The organism is Curtobacterium sp. P97, from assembly GCF_023712445.1.
Classification (GTDB): Bacteria; Actinomycetota; Actinomycetes; order Actinomycetales; family Microbacteriaceae; genus Curtobacterium.
Window position 1 is genome coordinate 34,100 of sequence record NZ_JAMAYF010000006.1, and the last position, 15,402, is coordinate 49,501.

At 72.0% G+C, this 15,402-nt stretch carries 17 protein-coding genes; 9 read left to right on the plus strand and 8 right to left on the minus strand.

The window, feature by feature from the left end:
- The 4 genes from tatC (at nucleotide 1) to M3677_RS07945 (ending at nucleotide 5,406) form a co-directional block, all read left to right on the plus strand.
- Nucleotides 1-822 carry a twin-arginine translocase subunit TatC gene (gene tatC, locus M3677_RS07930; RefSeq protein WP_307810342.1) on the plus strand — a complete coding sequence of 274 codons (822 nt, stop codon included), beginning with the start codon at nucleotides 1-3 and terminating at the stop codon, nucleotides 820-822.
- Nucleotides 822-3,263, plus strand: a complete 2,442-nt coding sequence (locus M3677_RS07935) for an RNA helicase (RefSeq protein ID WP_066654346.1) — start codon at nucleotides 822-824, stop codon at nucleotides 3,261-3,263. Before tatC ends, M3677_RS07935 begins: the two co-directional genes overlap by 1 nt.
- Before the next feature lie 101 nt (nucleotides 3,264-3,364).
- The gene (gene lnt / locus M3677_RS07940) at nucleotides 3,365-4,984 is read left to right on the plus strand and encodes an apolipoprotein N-acyltransferase (protein ID WP_251155495.1); all 1,620 of its coding nucleotides are present in this window, start codon (nucleotides 3,365-3,367) and stop codon (nucleotides 4,982-4,984) included.
- A gap of 71 nt (nucleotides 4,985-5,055) precedes the next feature.
- Nucleotides 5,056-5,406 carry an RNA polymerase-binding protein RbpA gene (locus tag M3677_RS07945; protein ID WP_058727838.1) on the plus strand — a complete coding sequence of 117 codons (351 nt, stop codon included), beginning with the start codon at nucleotides 5,056-5,058 and terminating at the stop codon, nucleotides 5,404-5,406.
- Nucleotides 5,407-5,475: 69 nt separating this feature from the next.
- On the opposite strand, the gene M3677_RS07950 is transcribed toward M3677_RS07945, so the two are convergent.
- Both M3677_RS07950 and M3677_RS07955 read right to left on the minus strand, forming a co-directional pair.
- Nucleotides 5,476-6,630 (minus strand): SPFH domain-containing protein, encoded by a 1,155-nt coding sequence (locus tag M3677_RS07950; protein WP_066654344.1) that lies wholly within the window; start codon nucleotides 6,628-6,630, stop codon nucleotides 5,476-5,478.
- Entirely contained in the window at nucleotides 6,627-7,097 is a 471-nt protein-coding gene (locus tag M3677_RS07955) for an NfeD family protein (RefSeq protein ID WP_066654342.1), read from the minus strand. Before M3677_RS07955 ends, M3677_RS07950 begins: the two co-directional genes overlap by 4 nt.
- A gap of 188 nt (nucleotides 7,098-7,285) precedes the next feature.
- Between M3677_RS07955 and M3677_RS07960 the strand changes: the two genes are divergently transcribed.
- The 4 genes from M3677_RS07960 (at nucleotide 7,286) to M3677_RS07975 (ending at nucleotide 9,253) form a co-directional block, all read left to right on the plus strand.
- Nucleotides 7,286-8,047, plus strand: coding sequence for an SDR family oxidoreductase (locus M3677_RS07960; protein WP_251160213.1), 762 nt, complete (start codon nucleotides 7,286-7,288; stop codon nucleotides 8,045-8,047).
- Nucleotides 8,048-8,086: 39 nt separating this feature from the next.
- The gene (locus tag M3677_RS07965) at nucleotides 8,087-8,542 is read left to right on the plus strand and encodes an NUDIX hydrolase (RefSeq protein ID WP_066654338.1); all 456 of its coding nucleotides are present in this window, start codon (nucleotides 8,087-8,089) and stop codon (nucleotides 8,540-8,542) included.
- 115 nt (nucleotides 8,543-8,657) lie between these two features.
- On the plus strand, nucleotides 8,658-8,969 hold the full coding sequence (locus tag M3677_RS07970) for a DUF4190 domain-containing protein (protein ID WP_066654336.1): 312 nt from the start codon (nucleotides 8,658-8,660) through the stop codon (nucleotides 8,967-8,969).
- A gap of 119 nt (nucleotides 8,970-9,088) precedes the next feature.
- The gene (locus tag M3677_RS07975) at nucleotides 9,089-9,253 is read left to right on the plus strand and encodes a hypothetical protein (RefSeq protein ID WP_158407754.1); all 165 of its coding nucleotides are present in this window, start codon (nucleotides 9,089-9,091) and stop codon (nucleotides 9,251-9,253) included.
- Between the two features lie 314 nt (nucleotides 9,254-9,567).
- On the opposite strand, the gene M3677_RS07980 is transcribed toward M3677_RS07975, so the two are convergent.
- From M3677_RS07980 to M3677_RS07990, 3 genes are all read right to left on the minus strand, one after another.
- A complete protein-coding gene (locus M3677_RS07980) occupies nucleotides 9,568-9,936 on the minus strand; it encodes a cupin domain-containing protein (protein WP_251160214.1) in 369 nt (122 codons plus the stop codon).
- A 65-nt stretch (nucleotides 9,937-10,001) separates the two neighbouring features.
- On the minus strand, nucleotides 10,002-11,033 hold the full coding sequence (locus tag M3677_RS07985; protein ID WP_066654332.1) for an alcohol dehydrogenase catalytic domain-containing protein: 1,032 nt from the start codon (nucleotides 11,031-11,033) through the stop codon (nucleotides 10,002-10,004).
- Nucleotides 11,034-11,106: 73 nt separating this feature from the next.
- Nucleotides 11,107-11,787, minus strand: a complete 681-nt coding sequence (locus M3677_RS07990; protein WP_066658234.1) for an SDR family NAD(P)-dependent oxidoreductase — start codon at nucleotides 11,785-11,787, stop codon at nucleotides 11,107-11,109.
- Nucleotides 11,788-11,889: 102 nt separating this feature from the next.
- Here M3677_RS07990 and M3677_RS07995 point away from each other — a divergent pair, with 102 nt between their 5' ends.
- Entirely contained in the window at nucleotides 11,890-12,729 is an 840-nt protein-coding gene (locus M3677_RS07995; protein ID WP_251160215.1) for a helix-turn-helix transcriptional regulator, read from the plus strand.
- Between the two features lie 45 nt (nucleotides 12,730-12,774).
- Here the strand turns inward: M3677_RS07995 and dhaM are convergent, their stop codons facing one another.
- The 3 genes from dhaM to dhaK are packed head-to-tail and all read right to left on the minus strand — an operon-like array spanning nucleotide 12,775 to nucleotide 15,150.
- Entirely contained in the window at nucleotides 12,775-13,494 is a 720-nt protein-coding gene (gene dhaM, locus M3677_RS08000; protein WP_251160216.1) for a dihydroxyacetone kinase phosphoryl donor subunit DhaM, read from the minus strand.
- Nucleotides 13,491-14,117, minus strand: coding sequence for a dihydroxyacetone kinase subunit DhaL (dhaL, locus tag M3677_RS08005; RefSeq protein WP_251160217.1), 627 nt, complete (start codon nucleotides 14,115-14,117; stop codon nucleotides 13,491-13,493). The genes dhaM and dhaL overlap by 4 nt, the downstream gene beginning before the upstream one ends.
- A gap of 31 nt (nucleotides 14,118-14,148) precedes the next feature.
- Nucleotides 14,149-15,150 (minus strand): dihydroxyacetone kinase subunit DhaK, encoded by a 1,002-nt coding sequence (dhaK, locus tag M3677_RS08010; protein WP_066654323.1) that lies wholly within the window; start codon nucleotides 15,148-15,150, stop codon nucleotides 14,149-14,151.
- Nucleotides 15,151-15,402: the final 252 nt, after the last annotated feature.

Consider the following 15,402-nt stretch of genomic DNA (forward strand, 5'->3'; position numbering starts at 1 on the left):
ATGGCTTCGACGACCGCGAGCGGGCGAGCGAGGCGACCAGGCCGTCCGGAGAAGGACACCGAGGGTCGCATGTCGCTCGGGCAGCACCTGATCGAGCTGCGGAACCGTCTCTTCAAGGCCGTCGTCGCGGTCGCGCTCTGCGCGGTCGGCGGGTGGTTCCTCACCCCGTTCGTGCTCGATGCCCTGCGGCAGCCGGTCACCCAGCTGGCCGAGGTCGGCGGCCACACGGCCGAGCTGAACTTCCCCCAGATCACCGGCGCGTTCGACCTGCGACTGCAGATCGCGATCACGATCGGTGTCGTCATCTCGAGCCCCGTCTGGCTCTACCAGGTCTGGGCGTTCATCGTCCCGGCGCTGGTGCGGCGCGAGAAGCAGTACGTGTTCGGGTTCCTGGGCACCGCGATCCCGCTGTTCTTCGCGGGCTGCTGGTTCGGCTGGTACGTCCTGCCGCACATCGTCGGGATCCTGGGCAGCTTCGTGTCGGCGCAGGACACGTCGATCGTCGACGCCAAGGCGTACTACGACTTCGTCATCAAGCTCATCGTCGCCGTGGGCATCGCGTTCGTGCTGCCGGTGTTCCTCGTGCTGCTGAACTTCGTCGGGGTGCTGTCGGCCAGCTCGATCATCAGATCGTGGCGCGTCGCGATCGTGTGCATCCTGGTGTTCTGCGCGATCGTGACCCCGTCGGCCGACGTCATCTCGATGTTCCTGCTGGCGATCCCGATGACGGTGCTCTACGCAGCAGCGTGTCTCGTGACCTGGCTCCACGACCGCAGGCTGGCGAAGCAGCAGGCGAAGCTCGACGAGGAGTACGCACGCTGATGACCGCCGGACCCACTGCCGCCGAGCGCTACCAGGCGGCGAAGGTCCGGAACCGCTCGCGCAACCTCGAGCTGTTCCGTTCCGACCTGCGCTTCGACCTCGACCCGTTCCAGGTCGCCGGCTGCGACGCACTCGACCAGGGCCGGAGCGTCCTCGTCGCCGCACCGACCGGTGCCGGCAAGACGATCGTCGCCGAGTTCGCGATCTGGCTCGCCATGCGGCAGCCGACCGCGAAGGTCTTCTACACGACGCCGATGAAGGCGCTGAGCAACCAGAAGTACAACGAGCTCGTGGCCGACTACGGCGAGTCCGAGGTCGGGCTCCTCACCGGCGACACGAACGTCAACCCGCGGGCCCGTGTCGTCGTGATGACGACCGAGGTGCTCCGCAACATGATCTACGCGGACTCCGACCTGCTCGACGACCTGGCGTGGGTCGTCCTCGACGAGGTCCACTACCTGGCGGACCGGTTCCGGGGAGCGGTGTGGGAAGAGGTGATCCTGCACCTGCCGACCGAGGTCCGGCTCGTCTCCCTCAGCGCGACGGTGTCCAACGCCGAGGAGTTCGGCGACTGGCTGCAGACCGTCCGCGGCGACACCGACGTCATCGTGTCCGAGGACCGGCCGGTCCCGCTCGAGCAGCACGTGCTCGTCGGCTCGAAGATGGTCGACCTGTTCGACTCGAGCGGTGCGGCGGCCACGAACCGGGTGAACCCGGAGCTGCTCCGACTCGTCGGCGGCGCCTCGCGCAGCGAGCGGCACGGCGGCGGCCACCGTGGTCGTCGCGGACGCGGCGGCTACCCCGAGCGCCGGGGCCCTCGTACCGAGAAGATGTACCGCGAGCAGATCGCGAAGGTGCTCGACGAGCGGATGCTCCTGCCGGCGATCTTCTTCGTGTTCAGCCGCAACGGCTGCGACCAGGGCGTCCGTCAGGTCCTCCGGTCCGGCATCTCGCTGACGACCGCCGACGAGCGCAACGAGATCCGCGAGACGGCCGAGTACCACTGCCGGACCCTGCTCGACGAGGACCTCGCGGTGCTCGGTTACTGGGAGTGGCTCGAGGGTCTCGAGCGCGGTGTGGCCGCACACCACGCCGGCCTTCTGCCCGCGTTCAAGGAGGTCGTCGAGGACCTCTTCCAGCGCAAGCTCCTCAAGGTCGTGTTCGCGACCGAGACCCTGGCGCTCGGCGTGAACATGCCGGCCCGGACCGTCGTGCTCGAGAAGCTCGAGAAGTTCAACGGCGAGGCCCGGGTGCCGATCACGCCGGGGGAGTACACACAGCTCACCGGTCGTGCCGGACGCCGTGGCATCGACGTCGAGGGCCACTCGGTCATCCAGTGGTCGGACGGCCTCGACCCGCAGGCCGTCGCGTCGCTGGCGAGCCGTCGCACGTACCCGCTCAACTCCTCGTTCAAGCCCACGTACAACATGGCCGTGAACCTCATCGAGCAGTTCGGTCGGCAGCGGACGCGCGAGGTCCTCGAGACCTCGTTCGCGCAGTTCCAGGCGGACCGTTCCGTCGTCGACCTCGCACGCAAGGTCCGGTCGCAGCAGGAGTCCCTCGACGGCTACCAGCGCGCGATGCAGTGCCACCTCGGCGACTTCACCGAGTACGCCGCGCTCCGCCGGCGCCTGTCGGACCTCGAGCGCACGAACGTCCCCGGCGGTCGCGAGGCCTCGCACGGCGCCCGGCAGGAGCGCCAGGCGGCGATCACCGAGGTCCGTCGGCAGATGCAGCGCCACCCCTGCCACGCGTGCCCGGACCGCGAGGCGCACGCCCGCTGGGCCGAGCGCTGGTACAAGCTCAAGCGCGCCAACGACAAGCTCGTCCAGCAGATCCGCTCCCGCACGGGTGCCGTCGCGACGACGTTCGACCGGGTCACCGACGTGCTCCTGCAGCTCGGCTACCTGGTCGCCACCGGGGACGACGAAGCGACCGTCGCCGCTGGCGGACGTCGCCTGCAGCGGATCTACGGTGAGCGCGACCTGCTCGTGGCCGAGTGCCTCGAGGCCGGCGTCTGGAAGGAACTGACCCCGGCGCAGCTCGCCGCCATGGCCGCCACCATCGTGTACCAGCCCCGGCGCGAGGACGCCCCGGGGACCGAGCACGCCCTGCCCCGCGGAGCCTTCCGGCCGGCGCTCGACGAGACGCTGACCATCTGGGCGCGGCTCGACGACATCGAGCGCGACGCGCGGCTCGCCGGTTCGCAGCCGCCGACCCCGGCGATGTCGGTCGGCATGTTCCGCTGGGCGTCGGGCTCCGCGCTCGACGACGTGCTCCGGACCCTGGACATGCCCGCTGGCGACTTCGTGCGCTGGTCGAAGCAGGTCATCGACCTCCTGGACCAGGTCCGGAACGCCGGCGACGAGGAGCTCGCCCAGACCGCGCGACGGGCGACGGACGCGGTGCGCCGCGGCATCGTCGCCTACGCGACGGTCTGACGGGAGGCCCGGTGCACGTCCCCGACGCGGCCACGCGCCCGCTGACCGGCGCTTCCACCGCGGGACGCCGCGTCGTCAGAGGCGCCTCGCGGGCGTCGACGGTGTCCCGTGTCAGGTCCGGGATCCTGCCGGACGGGCGGCGCGACGAGTTCGCCGCGCTGCCGCTGCGCCTCGCGTTCCCGCTCGCGGTCGTCGGCGGCCTGCTCTTCGCCCTGTCGTTCCCGTCCCCGGGCTGGTGGTTCCTCGCCTACCCGGCGATGGCCTGCATGCTGCTCGCCGCGATGGGGCAGCGCGCCCGACGTGCAGCCTGGCTCGGGTACGTGGCCGGCGCGGCCTTCTGGCTGCCCGCGATCTCCTGGGCCGGGCGGTACCTCGGTCCGGTCCCGTGGCTGGCGCTCGCGCTGTTCGAGGCCGCGTACTTCGCCCTCGGCAGCGTGGCGATCGCCCTTGCGTACCGCTGGGTCGCGCGCGTCCTGCCGTCGACCGCCTGGCGGGTGTGGGGCCTCCCGGCCGTCGTCGCCGGACTCTGGACCGGACGCGAGTGGTTCTCCGGCAGCTGGCCGTACGAGGGCTTCGCGTGGGGACGCGTCGGGCTGTCCCAGTCGCAGGGACCCTTCACGCACCTCGCGGCGTACGTGGGCGTGCTCGGCGTGACGTTCGTCGTCGTTTACTGCGTCGCGGTCGTGCTGTCGCTCGCGCTCGTCGTGCCTCGCACACCCGGCTCGGGCGTCGCCGCGTCCACGCGCGTCGCCACCGCCGGGCTCCTGATCGCCGTGGTCCTGGCCGTGCCCGCCTGGCCCACCCGCGTCGACGGCAGCATCCGTGTCGAGGCCGTGCAGGGCAACGGTCCGGCCGGGTACTTCGACCGCGCCCAGCCGGGCGAGGTCCTGGCCGCGCAGGTCGCCGCGACCGACGTCGAGGCGCGCGGTGTCGACCTGGTCGTCTGGCCCGAGGCTGCCGCCGAGGCCGACCCGCGGCGCTTCCCGGCCGTCGCAGGCGCCCTCGACTCCGTGGTCGACACGGTCGGGGCGCCGATGGTCGCCGGGGCGATCACGCAGACACCGTCCGGCGTCCTGCACAACACGTCGTTCGTGTGGACCGCCGACGGCTGGCAGTCGTCCTACGACAAGAAACGTCCGGTCCCCTTCGGCGAGTACGTGCCCGACCGCTGGTTCTTCTCGAAGCTCGCGCCGTCGCTCATCGGGCTGCTGCAGCGCGACTACACGCCGGGCACCAGGCCGAACGTGCTCGACGTCGCCGGCATCAGGGCGGGGATCGCGGTCTGCTTCGACATCGTCGACGACGGACTCACGTCCGACATGGCTCGCGGGGGAGCGCAGGTCATCCTCGCGCAGACGAACAACGCCGACTTCTCCGGGACCGACGAGAACCTGCAGCAGCTCGAGATCGCCCGGCTCCGGGCGGTCGAGACCGGTCGCTCGCTCGTCAACATCTCGACGGTCGGTGCGTCCCAGGTCATCGACCCGTCGGGGCGGACCATCGACCGCGTCCCCGAGTACACGGCGACCTCGATGGTCACGGACGTGCCGCTCGGCACCGGGACGACCCCCGCCACGATCGTCTCCGGGTCGGTCACCCTCCTGGTGTCGCTCGGGGCCCTCCTCGCCCTGCTCGCGTGCGCACCGTGGGGCCGTCGATCGACACGGTCGCTCCGCCGCGATTCCCGAACACCGCCACCTCCCACTGGGAACGCTCTGTGAATGCGCCCAGTCGGGATGCATCCCGCGTGGGACAGTGTTGAGGAGGGCAGACGAGCGAGAGGAGCACACACATGGCTGATCGGAGTCTCCGCGGGATGCGGCTCGGGAGCCAGAGTCTCCAGAGCGAGGAGGGCGTCGAGCTCTCCGACCGGAAGCGCGCGGTCTACCAGACCGAGTCGGGGGAGACGTTCGACGTCGTCTTCTCCGCCGAGGCGGACGTACCGCAGACGTGGTCGGAACCCCGGACGGGGCGCGAAGGACGGCTGCTCGGCGACGACGGGATCCCCGTCGAGGTCGCTGCCGAGGACGTCAAGGCGCCGAGGACCCACTGGGACATGCTGCTCGAGCGTCGCTCGCGCGAGGAACTCGAGGAGCTCCTGGAGGAGCGTCTCGCGTTCCTGCGTGCACGTCGCGGCGCCTGAGCACCACCCCCGACACGACGACGCCCGCCCCGGGAGATCCGGGGCGGGCGTCGTCGTGTGCGGCGGGACCTACGGCTGGCGGTCGTCCCCGAGCGCGGTCTGCGAGGCCTCGTCGGCCGCGGCGAGGCGCGCGTCGACACTGCGGTTCGACTCCTCGAGCCGCTCGTCGAGCGCCGCGTCCGGGACGATGTCGGCCGCGGTGGCGTCCGGTCGGGGGTTCGCCGCCGCCGCGCCGTCCGCGGTCGCGGTGTTCGCCAGGCTCTCGTTCGCGAGCTTCGAGATGCGCGACAGGAAGTCCGTGCCCCCACCGGCTCCCGCGACCGGACCGCTGCCGGTCCGCCCGCCGGTGAAGCCCTTGGCGATGCCGGACAGCGCCTCGGTGAACTCGCTCGGGATCATCCAGAGCTTGTTCGCGGTGCCCTCGGCGATCTTCGGCAGGGTCTGCAGGTACTGGTAGGACAACAGCTTGTCGTCCGGGTCACCGGTGTGGATCGCGTCGAAGACGGTCGCGATGGCCTGCGCCTCACCCTCGGCGCGGAGCACCTGGGCCTTCGCGTCACCCTCGGCGGCGAGGATCGCGGCCTGCCGTTGGCCCTCGGCCTCGAGGATCGCCGACTGCTTGGTGCCCTCGGCCTGCAGGATCGCGGCTCGACGGCTCCGTTCGGCGCGGAGCTGCTGCTCCATGGCGTCCTGGATCGACACGGGCGGCTCGATCGCCTTGAGCTCGACACGACCGACCCGGATGCCCCACTTGCCGGTCGCCTCGTCGAGGACGACCCGGAGCTGGCCGTTGATGTTGTCGCGGCTGGTCAGTGCCTCTTCGAGGTTGAGGCCACCCACGACGTTGCGGAGCGTCGTGGTGGTGAGCTGCTCGACCGCACCCAGGTAGTTCGCGATCTCGTAGGTGGCGGCGCGTGCGTCGGTCACCTGGAAGTAGACGACGGTGTCGATCGAGACCACCAGGTTGTCCTCGGTGATCACCGGCTGCGGCGGGAAGGACACGACCTGCTCGCGCATGTCGATGAGCGGGCGGAGCCGGTCGATGAAGGGCACCAGGATGTTGAGTCCGGGGCTGAGCGTCTTGTGGTACTTGCCGAGTCGTTCGACGATCCCGGCCGTCGCCTGGGGCACGATCCGGATCGCGCGGGACAGGACGACGATCACGAAGATCACGACGACGAGGACGAGGACGATCAGGGCGATCGTCCCGGCTGAGATGGTCACGAGGTGGCCCTTTCTCCGAGGCGGACGACCGCGGTCGACCCCTCGATGGACTCGACGACCACGGGGGTGCCGAGCGGTGGTGTGCGGTCGGGGGAGCCTGCGGCGAGCCGGGCGCTCCAGGTCTCGCCGTTCGCGAGACGGACCTGCCCGGGGGACGACGACGTGAAGGCCACCGCGACGGTGCCGCGCAGGCCGATCAGCCCCTCGATGTTGGTGCGGTGCGGGTCGGCGTTCCGGCCGAGCGCCACGAGCAGCCGGGGGCGGACGAGCGAGAGCAGCACGAGTGCGACGACGGCCGCGATGATCGCGGAGAGCCACCACGGCGCGCCGACCAGCGCTGCGATCAGACCCCCGGCCGCGCCCGCGGCGAGCATCAGGAAGATGAAGTCGAGCGTGAAGATCTCGACCACGCCCAGCAGCAGTGTCAGTCCGATCCAGACGACGGTCTGGATCCAGTCGATGTTCACGCGATCTCCCTCCCTTGCATCGCGCGCTCCGGCGTGCAGCGTCGCGACGGCCGGTCCAACTCCGTTCAACATATCAAGTCACGCTCGGGTCCGCGCGGGTGCGACTGACGCTCGCCCGGCGCGGGCCGCGTGGTTGGTAGGCTCGTCGGCGGCCGACCGGCCACAGCAGCGACCTGGAGAACACGCCTGTGACGAACCCCCTCGCCCCCGGATCCCTCGCCGACAAGCGCGCCCTCGTCACGGGGTCGTCGCGCGGTATCGGCGCCGACACCGTCGGCTACCTGGCCGAGGCCGGCGCGAAGGTCGTCGTGAACTACCGCAACAAGGCCCGGCGCGCCGAGCAGATCGTCGAGAAGGTCGTCGCTGCCGGCGGTTCCGCGATCGCCGTGGCTGCCGACCTGACCGACCACGACTCCGTCCAGGCGATGGTCGACCGCGTCGTGGCCGAGTGGGGCGGGATCGACCTGCTCGTGCTCAACGCCTCCGGCGGCATGGAGGCCGACCTGGGGGAGGACTACGCACTCCGCCTGAACCGCGACGCACAGGTCGACATGCTGCAGACCGCCGTGCCGCACATGCCGGCCGGCTCGCGTGTCGTCTTCGTGACGAGCCACCAGGCCCACTTCGTCGAGACCGCCGAGACGATGGACGAGTACGTCCCCGTCGCCAAGAGCAAGCGCGCCGGCGAACTCGCGCTGCGCGAGCTCATCCCGCAGCTCGAGGCCGCCGGCATCGAGTTCGTGACCGTCTCCGGCGACATGATCGAGGGCACCATCACGGCGACGCTGCTCAACCGCCTGAACCCCGGTGCGATCGAGGGTCGGCGCCAGGAGGTCGGGAAGCTCTACAGCGTGTCCGAGTTCGCGGCCGAGATCGCCCTGGCCGCCGTCGAGCCGGTCCCGGCCGACCACACGAAGCTCGTCGGCGACACGAGCGGTTTCACGGCCTGACACGGGGCGGGGGACGGCGCGACGGGTAGCCTCGGGCGGATGACAGCGAAGCCCGGCCTCCGTCTGACCTCCCGCATCCTCCTGCTCGACCCGGACGGCCGCGTGTTCCTCATGGACACGCGGTCGCCGTCGTCCGACCACGCGCACCGGTGGATCACCCCCGGTGGCGGCGTGGACCCGGGGGAGTCGCACCGCGACGCCGCCGTCCGCGAGCTCCGTGAGGAGACCGGCGTCGTCGTCGACGATCCGGGCGACCCCGTGTGGAGCTGGGACTTCACGGTCGAGTGGGACCTGGCCGACCACGACCGCGGCCACAGCGAGTTCTACGTCGTCCGGACGCCCGGCTTCGAGCTGTCCGATGCCGAGTGGACCGACGACGAGCGCGTCGACATCCTCGCTTCGCGGTGGTGGACCGCCGAGGAGCTCGACGCCACCGACGAGCCCTTCGAGCCGGTGGAGCTCCCGGACCTGGTCCGGCAGCACCGTGCCGTCTGATCCGGCAGCACCGGGTGCGTACAGCTGATGTGAACGCACGTCGCAGGAAGCGCCTACCGTGTGCGCTGACGGCCGCACGCAACCCGTGCCAGCGGCCCTGACACGAGGAGCTCCCATGTCCACGAACGGTTTCCCGCCGGCACCGAACACGCCCGGCGCGGCACCCGCGACGAACGGCGGCAACGGCCTCGCCATCGGGTCGCTGGTGCTCGGCATCGTCGCCGTCGTCTTCGGCTTCCTGTTCTCGATCATCGGTCTGATCGCCGGCATCGTCGGCCTGATCCTCGGCTTCGTCGCGCGTCGCCGGGGCCTGAACCGCGGCATGGTCCTCGCCGGCATCGTCCTGAGCGTCATCGGCATCGTCATCGCGATCATCTTCATGATCTTCGGCGCCGTGCTGGCGACGCAGATGCTGCAGAACCAGTAGCACCACCGGACGGGAGGCGCGTGGCGGCACCGCCACGCGCCTCCCGTCCGTCTGTCCGGTCACCGTCGACGACCGCACCGCCCGGACCGACACAGGCCGTGCCGAGTAGCGTCCCCGCCATGACGTACAGCCAGCCGGACCCCGCAGAAGAGACCACCCAGGCCGAGCAGCCGGAGCAGCCGGACACCGACCGTTCCGAGGTCGAGGAGGACGGCAGCGAGCAGGCCGCCCTCGAGATCGACGCCGACGACGTGCCCACCGGCGACGAGACGCCCGAGCACTGACGACCCGGCCGTCGCCGCCGACCGCGCAGGTCCGTCGGACCCGCAACGCCACCGCGGAGCCGGCCACGATGCGCGGCCGGTCACGACGCCCAGGTCGCACGACATGCCGTTCACGTCGATCGTGAGCGGCATGTCGTGCACCCACGGCGGACGAACGGCGGCGCGTCGTGCGACGAGAACGGTGCGTGGACGCGAGTTCCCCGGCTGCCTGGCTGTTCCGCGCTGAGCGCCGATAATGCATATTATGTCAACTCAGGTGACTCGAGACGGGCGGACTCCCGTCTGTGCGGCTCCCCTGATCGCCCCGCCCTGCGTCAGGGCGCAGGTCTCGGCGTGACCAGCGGGCAGTCGTCGACCTGCGCCGCGACGAACACGAGCACCAGTTCCTCGTCGGACACGTTCGTCGCCTCGTGGTCGACGAAGGGTGCCTCGACGAGCACCTGACCGGGTTCGTGGTACTGCACGACGTCGGCCGTCCGGTGTCGCAGTCGCCCCCGGGCGACGATCCCCGTCTGCCAGGCGTCGTGCCGGTGCCACCCCGTCGACGCCCCCGGTGGGATCCGCGCCACGAAGGAGCGGACGACTCCGTCCGCCCGGTCGACGCCCGGTGGCACCGTCAGCCGACAGTCGTCGATCACTGCGAGCTCCGCGAGCTCGACGCGCGCTCCACTTCCCCACGTCATGCCCGCAGTATGTCAGATGACACACTGGCTGTCCGCAGGTCGCGGACGACCGGGACGGCGGCGTCTCAGAACACCGCGACGGTCATCCCCGACCCGGTCGCCGGCCGGTCCATCGCCTCGAGCGCATCGGGCAGGTCGCCGAACCCGATCGTCCGTCCGATCGACTCGGCGGGACGGAGCCGACCGGCGACCACGTCGTCGAGCATCGCGGCGTACTCCCCCACTGCGATCCCGTGACTCCCGAGCAGCTCGAGCTCGTCGGCGATGACCCTGCCCATCGGGATGACCGGCACGGCCTCGTCGTCGAGCAACAGGCCGACCTGCACGTGCCGACCGCGCGGACGGAGCGAGCCCACCGCGGCGAGCGAGGTCGCCCGGCTGCCGTAGGCGTCCACCGACACGTGCGCGCCCCCTCCGGTCACACCGTGCACCGTCGCCGCCACGTCCTCGCCCATCGGCAGCGTGGTCGCGCCGAGTGCCGCCGCCCGCTCGAGCGCTGCCGGCGAGACGTCGACGGCGACCACGCGTGCGCCCGCTGCCACGGCGACCAGCACGGTGGACAGTCCGACACCGCCGCAGCCGAAGACGGCGACCCACTCCCCTGCGGCGACCCGACCCCGTGCGTGCAGCGCGTGGTACGCGGTGCCGAACCGGCAGCCGAGCCCCGCCGCCTCGGCGAAGCCGACCTCGTCGGGCAGCGCCACGAGGTTCACGTCGGCGTGCGGCACCACCACCGCCTCGGCGTACGAGCCCGGCAGCGTGAACCCGGGCTGCTGCTGCCGGGTGCACACCTGCGTGGCCCCGTCGCGGCACTGCTCGCACGTACCGCAGGCGAAGACGAACGGCGCGGTCACCCGGTCGCCGACGGCGAAGCCGGTGACGTCGTCGCCGACGGCCGACACGGTCCCCGAGAACTCGTGGCCCGGCACGTGCGGCAACGACACCGAGTCGTCGTGGCCCTTCCACGCGTGCCAGTCGCTCCGGCACACCCCGGTCGCACGGACGGTGACGACGACGCCGTCGACGGGTGCCTCCGGCGTCGGGAGCTCGACGATGACGGGCATGGAACCGAAGCGGTCGTACCGGACTGCGCGCATGCCGTCATCCTGGCAGACCGACCGACGGCAGGCGCGTGGCGGACCCGCCACGTGCCTCCCGTCCGCCGCCCGGTCAGTACTCGATGCGGCCGGTCCGGTCGTGGAACTCCCCCGTCGGTCCGTCCGGGCCGACCTGCGCGAGCGCCACCGTCGCGTCCGTGCCCTCCGTGACGGTCTGGTGCCCGCCGAAGCCGTTGAACGCGGTCGCGGTGTAGCCGGGGTCGGTCGCGTTCACGCGGAACCCGGGCAGGTTCTTCGCGTACTGCACCGTCGCGGCGATGAGCGCCGCCTTCGACGCCGCGTACGGCACGGCGGGGACCGGGTGCTCGTCGCGACCGGGCGTGATGAGCCAGCGCGCGAAGCCGACGCCGGACGCGACGTTGACGATCACCGGGTTCGACGAGCGACGCAGCAGCGGCAGGGCCGCCTGCGTCACCCGGACGACCCCGACGACGTTCGTGTCGAGCACGTCGGCCATCGCGTCCGCGTCGAGGTCGTCGACGCCGAACGCGGTCCCGAGCACCCCCGCGTTGTTCACGAGCACGTCGAGTTCCGGCAGTGACGCGAGCGCGGCGTCGACGCTCGCCTGCTCGGTGACGTCGAGCGCCACGACGTGCGCGCCGAGGGCGCGCGCCTCGTCCCCGGAGGCGGGGTCACGCATGCCGGCGTACACGGTGTGCCCGGCCTCGACGAGTCGGCGTGCGGTCTCGAGGCCGAGCGAACGGTTGGCCCCGGTGATGAGTGTGGTGGTCATGCCGTCCACGATGCCCGCGTCGCCGTCGGGTTCCCAGGCACCGGTCGACGGTGGGACCGGCAGTACCAGGACCGCCTGCCCGAACCGGGTGATGATGGTCGCATGAGCGAGTTCGCGGAGGTGTTGCGCGCCTGGCGTGACCGGGTGCGTCCGGCCGAGGTCGGACTGCCGGCGGGGCCGGGCCGGCGCACCGCCGGGCTCCGACGCGAGGAGCTGGCGACCCTGGCCGGGGTCAGCGTCGACTACGTGGTGCGCCTGGAGCAGGGCAGGGCGACGAACCCCTCACCGCAGCTGCTCGGCGCACTCGCGACCGCGCTCCGGCTCACCGAGGCCGAACGCGACCACCTGTTCCGGGTCGCGGGCGCCGCGGTGCCCTCGCGGGGCGAGGTCCCCCGCCACGTCCCGCCCGGCGTGCACCGCATGCTCGACCGGCTCGGGGACGTCCCGCTGGCCGTGTTCACGGCGGCGCACGACATCGTGCTGTGGAACGACCTCTGGGCCACGGTCTCCGGCGACCCCGGGCGCTGGACGGGCCTCGAGGCGAACCTCGTGTGGCGGCACTTCACGCAGGGGCACGACGGCGTCGAGTGGGACGACACCCACCAGGAGGACTTCTCGAGCGACCTGGTCGCCGACCTCCGCTCCGCCCTGGGCCGGTACCCGGCGGATCGGCGTCTCGCGGAGCTGGTGGCACGGCTGCGCCGTGCGTCCCCGGAGTTCGAGCGGCGCTGGCACGGCGGGCGCATCGCCGAGCACCGGACCAGTCGCAAGGTCGTGCACACCCCGGTCGGCCCGGTGGAGATCGACTGCGACGTGCTCAGCGTGCCGGGCAGCGACCTGCGGATCGTGGTCTACACGGCGGTGCCCGGCAGCGAGGACGCCGCGAAGCTGGACCTGCTCCGGGTCACGGGGCTGCAGGAGTTCGTGACACCCGGACGCTGAGCACCTCCGCCGCGCCCGCCCCCTCGGCGCGCGCGGCGGCGCTCGTCACTCGCCGAAGCCGGAGCGGACGAGCGCGACGAGGGTGTCGACGGCGTCCCGTGCGTCGGGTCCGTCCGCCTCGATCGTCACGCTCGCGCCCTTCGGCAGGGCGAGCGCCATGATCGCGAGGAGGCTCTTCGCGTCGACGCCGTTGACGCGGACGCGCGACTCGTGCTTCGCGGCGGCCTTCACGAACTCGGCCGCGGGCCGGGCGTGCAGGCCGCTCTCGTTGACCAGTTCGACGGTCTCGGTGACCGCCCCGTCGGTCGGATCCGCGTCGTCGGCGGGCGCCGTGCCTCCCGGCTGGTCCCCCGTCGGGTCGGAGGCGCTCTCGTCGTCGTCCGCGGACCGTGCGGCCGATGACGCAGCGGCCAGGACGGCGTCGACGTCGCCGCCGGTCTGCGCGGCGACCGCCGCGGCCACCGTGCCCTCGACCAGCGGGGCCTGCGAGACGTGCACCCGGTCGCGGTCGGCCTCGTCGAGGAAGTCCAGTGCGGTGTCGGTGGTCAGGTAGGCGGAGCCGAGGTCGCAGAGCACGACGACGGCGTCCGCCGGCGCGAGCTCCTGGATGCCGTCGGCGATCGCCTCGAAGGACGTCCCGATGCCGCCGTCGTCCGTGCCGCCGGCGGCCACCATCGGGACGTCCGCGGCCATCTGGCGGGCGAGCTCGACGGTGCCGGTCGCGATCGCCGCGCTGTGCGAGACGACCAGGATCCCGACGGTCACGCGGCGTCCACCGCTGCGCGCAGGATGTACGCCGTCGACTGCGCCCCGGGGTCGCGGTGTCCGATCGCCCGCTCCCCGAGGTAGCTGGCGCGGCCCTTGCGGGCGACGAGGGGGTCGGTCGACTCGGCGCCGGTCACGGCGGCGTCGGCGGCGGCCTCGAGCACGCGCTCCGGCCCGTCGCCGGCCGCCGCAGCGGCGGTCGCGGCGTCGACGGCCGCGGACCACGCGTCGACCATCGTCTTGTCGCCGACCTCGGCCTTGCCACGGGAGACGACACCGTCGCGTGCGGCGGTGAGCACGGCCACGACCGTGTCGGCGTCGAGCTCGGTCGCGTCGCCGGCCGCCTGGGCGGCCTTCAGGTAGGCGGTCCCGAAGAGCGGACCGGCGGCACCGCCCACCGTCGAGATGAGCTTCGTCGCGACGGCCTTGAAGACCGCTCCGGGGGTGTCGAAGGAGCCGCCGTCGACGGTCTCGAGCACGGCGCGGAACCCCCGGTCGAGGTTCTCTCCGTGGTCGCCGTCGCCGATCTCACGGTCGAGCGTGACGAGCTCGGCGCGGTGGTCGTCGATCGTCGCGGCGGTGCGGCGCACCCAGTCGATGGCCCATGCGGTGTCGAGCGCCAATTCGTGTTCCTTCCTGGATGGTGGACGGTGGTCAGCGACCCCAGCGCAGCGCCGGGGTCTCCACCGGGGCGTCCCAGAGTGCCGTGAGCTCCTCGTCGAGCACCGTGACGGTGATCGAGAAGCCCGGCATCTCGAGGGACGTGACGTAGTCGCCGACCACGCTACGCGCGACGTGGTGGCCACGGTCCGTGAGGACCTCGGCGGCGCGCCGGTAGACGATGTAGAGCTCGGACAGCGGGGTCCCGCCCATCCCGTTCACGAGGAGCAGCAGCTGCGAGCCCGCAGGCGCGTCGAGGTCGGCGAGCACCGGTTCGAGCACGCGGTCGACGAGTTGGTCGGCCGGAGCCATCGGGATGCGCTCGCGGCCGGGCTCGCCGTGGATGCCGATCCCGAGCTCGACCTCGTCGTCGGCGAGCGTGAAGGACGGCTCCCCCGCGTGCGGGACGGTGCCGGAGCCCAGGGCCAGGCCCATCGACCGGGTGACCTCGTTGACGCGGCGGGCGACCGCCGCGACGGCGTCGAGGTCGTCGCCGCGCTCGGCTGCGGCGCCGGCGCACTTCTCGACCACGACGGTGCCGGCCACGCCGCGGCGTCCTGCCGTGTAGAGCGAGTCCTGCACGGCGACGTCGTCGTCGACGACGACGGACTCGACGCGGATGTCCTCCAGCTCGGCCAGCTCCGCCGCGGTCTCGAAGTTGAGGACGTCGCCGGTGTAGTTCTTCACGATGTGGAGCACGCCCGCTCCCCCGTCCACCGCCTTCGTCGCGGCGACGATGGGGTCCGGGGTCGGACTGGTGAAGACCGGCCCCGGCACGGCTGCGTCGAGCATGCCGTGGCCGATGAACCCGGCGTGGAGCGGCTCGTGCCCGCTGCCGCCGCCGCTCACGATGCCGACCTTGCCGCGGACGGGGGCGTCGGCGCGGTGCAGGTGGATCGGGTCCTCGACCAGGACGACGTGCCCCTCGTGCGCCCGGGCGAACCCACGGACGGTCTCGGTCACGACGTCGTGCGGATCGTTGATGAGCTTCTTCATGACGGACCTCCACGAGGACGGGGGTCGACCGCGGGCGGATCCACACCGCCGTCGTCGACCGGAGTGCGTTCACCCTACAGCGACCGCCCGTTCGCCTCGGGTGCACGTTCGTGCAGGGCCATGCTCCCGCGGCCCCGGTGCGGGATGCCGGACCGCACACCGCTCGTGCACGTTCGTGCAGTTTCGCGGACTCGACTCGTTGCGTGATCGCGTCGCGACGATTCGCCTCACTATGCTCGGCCCCAATCACTC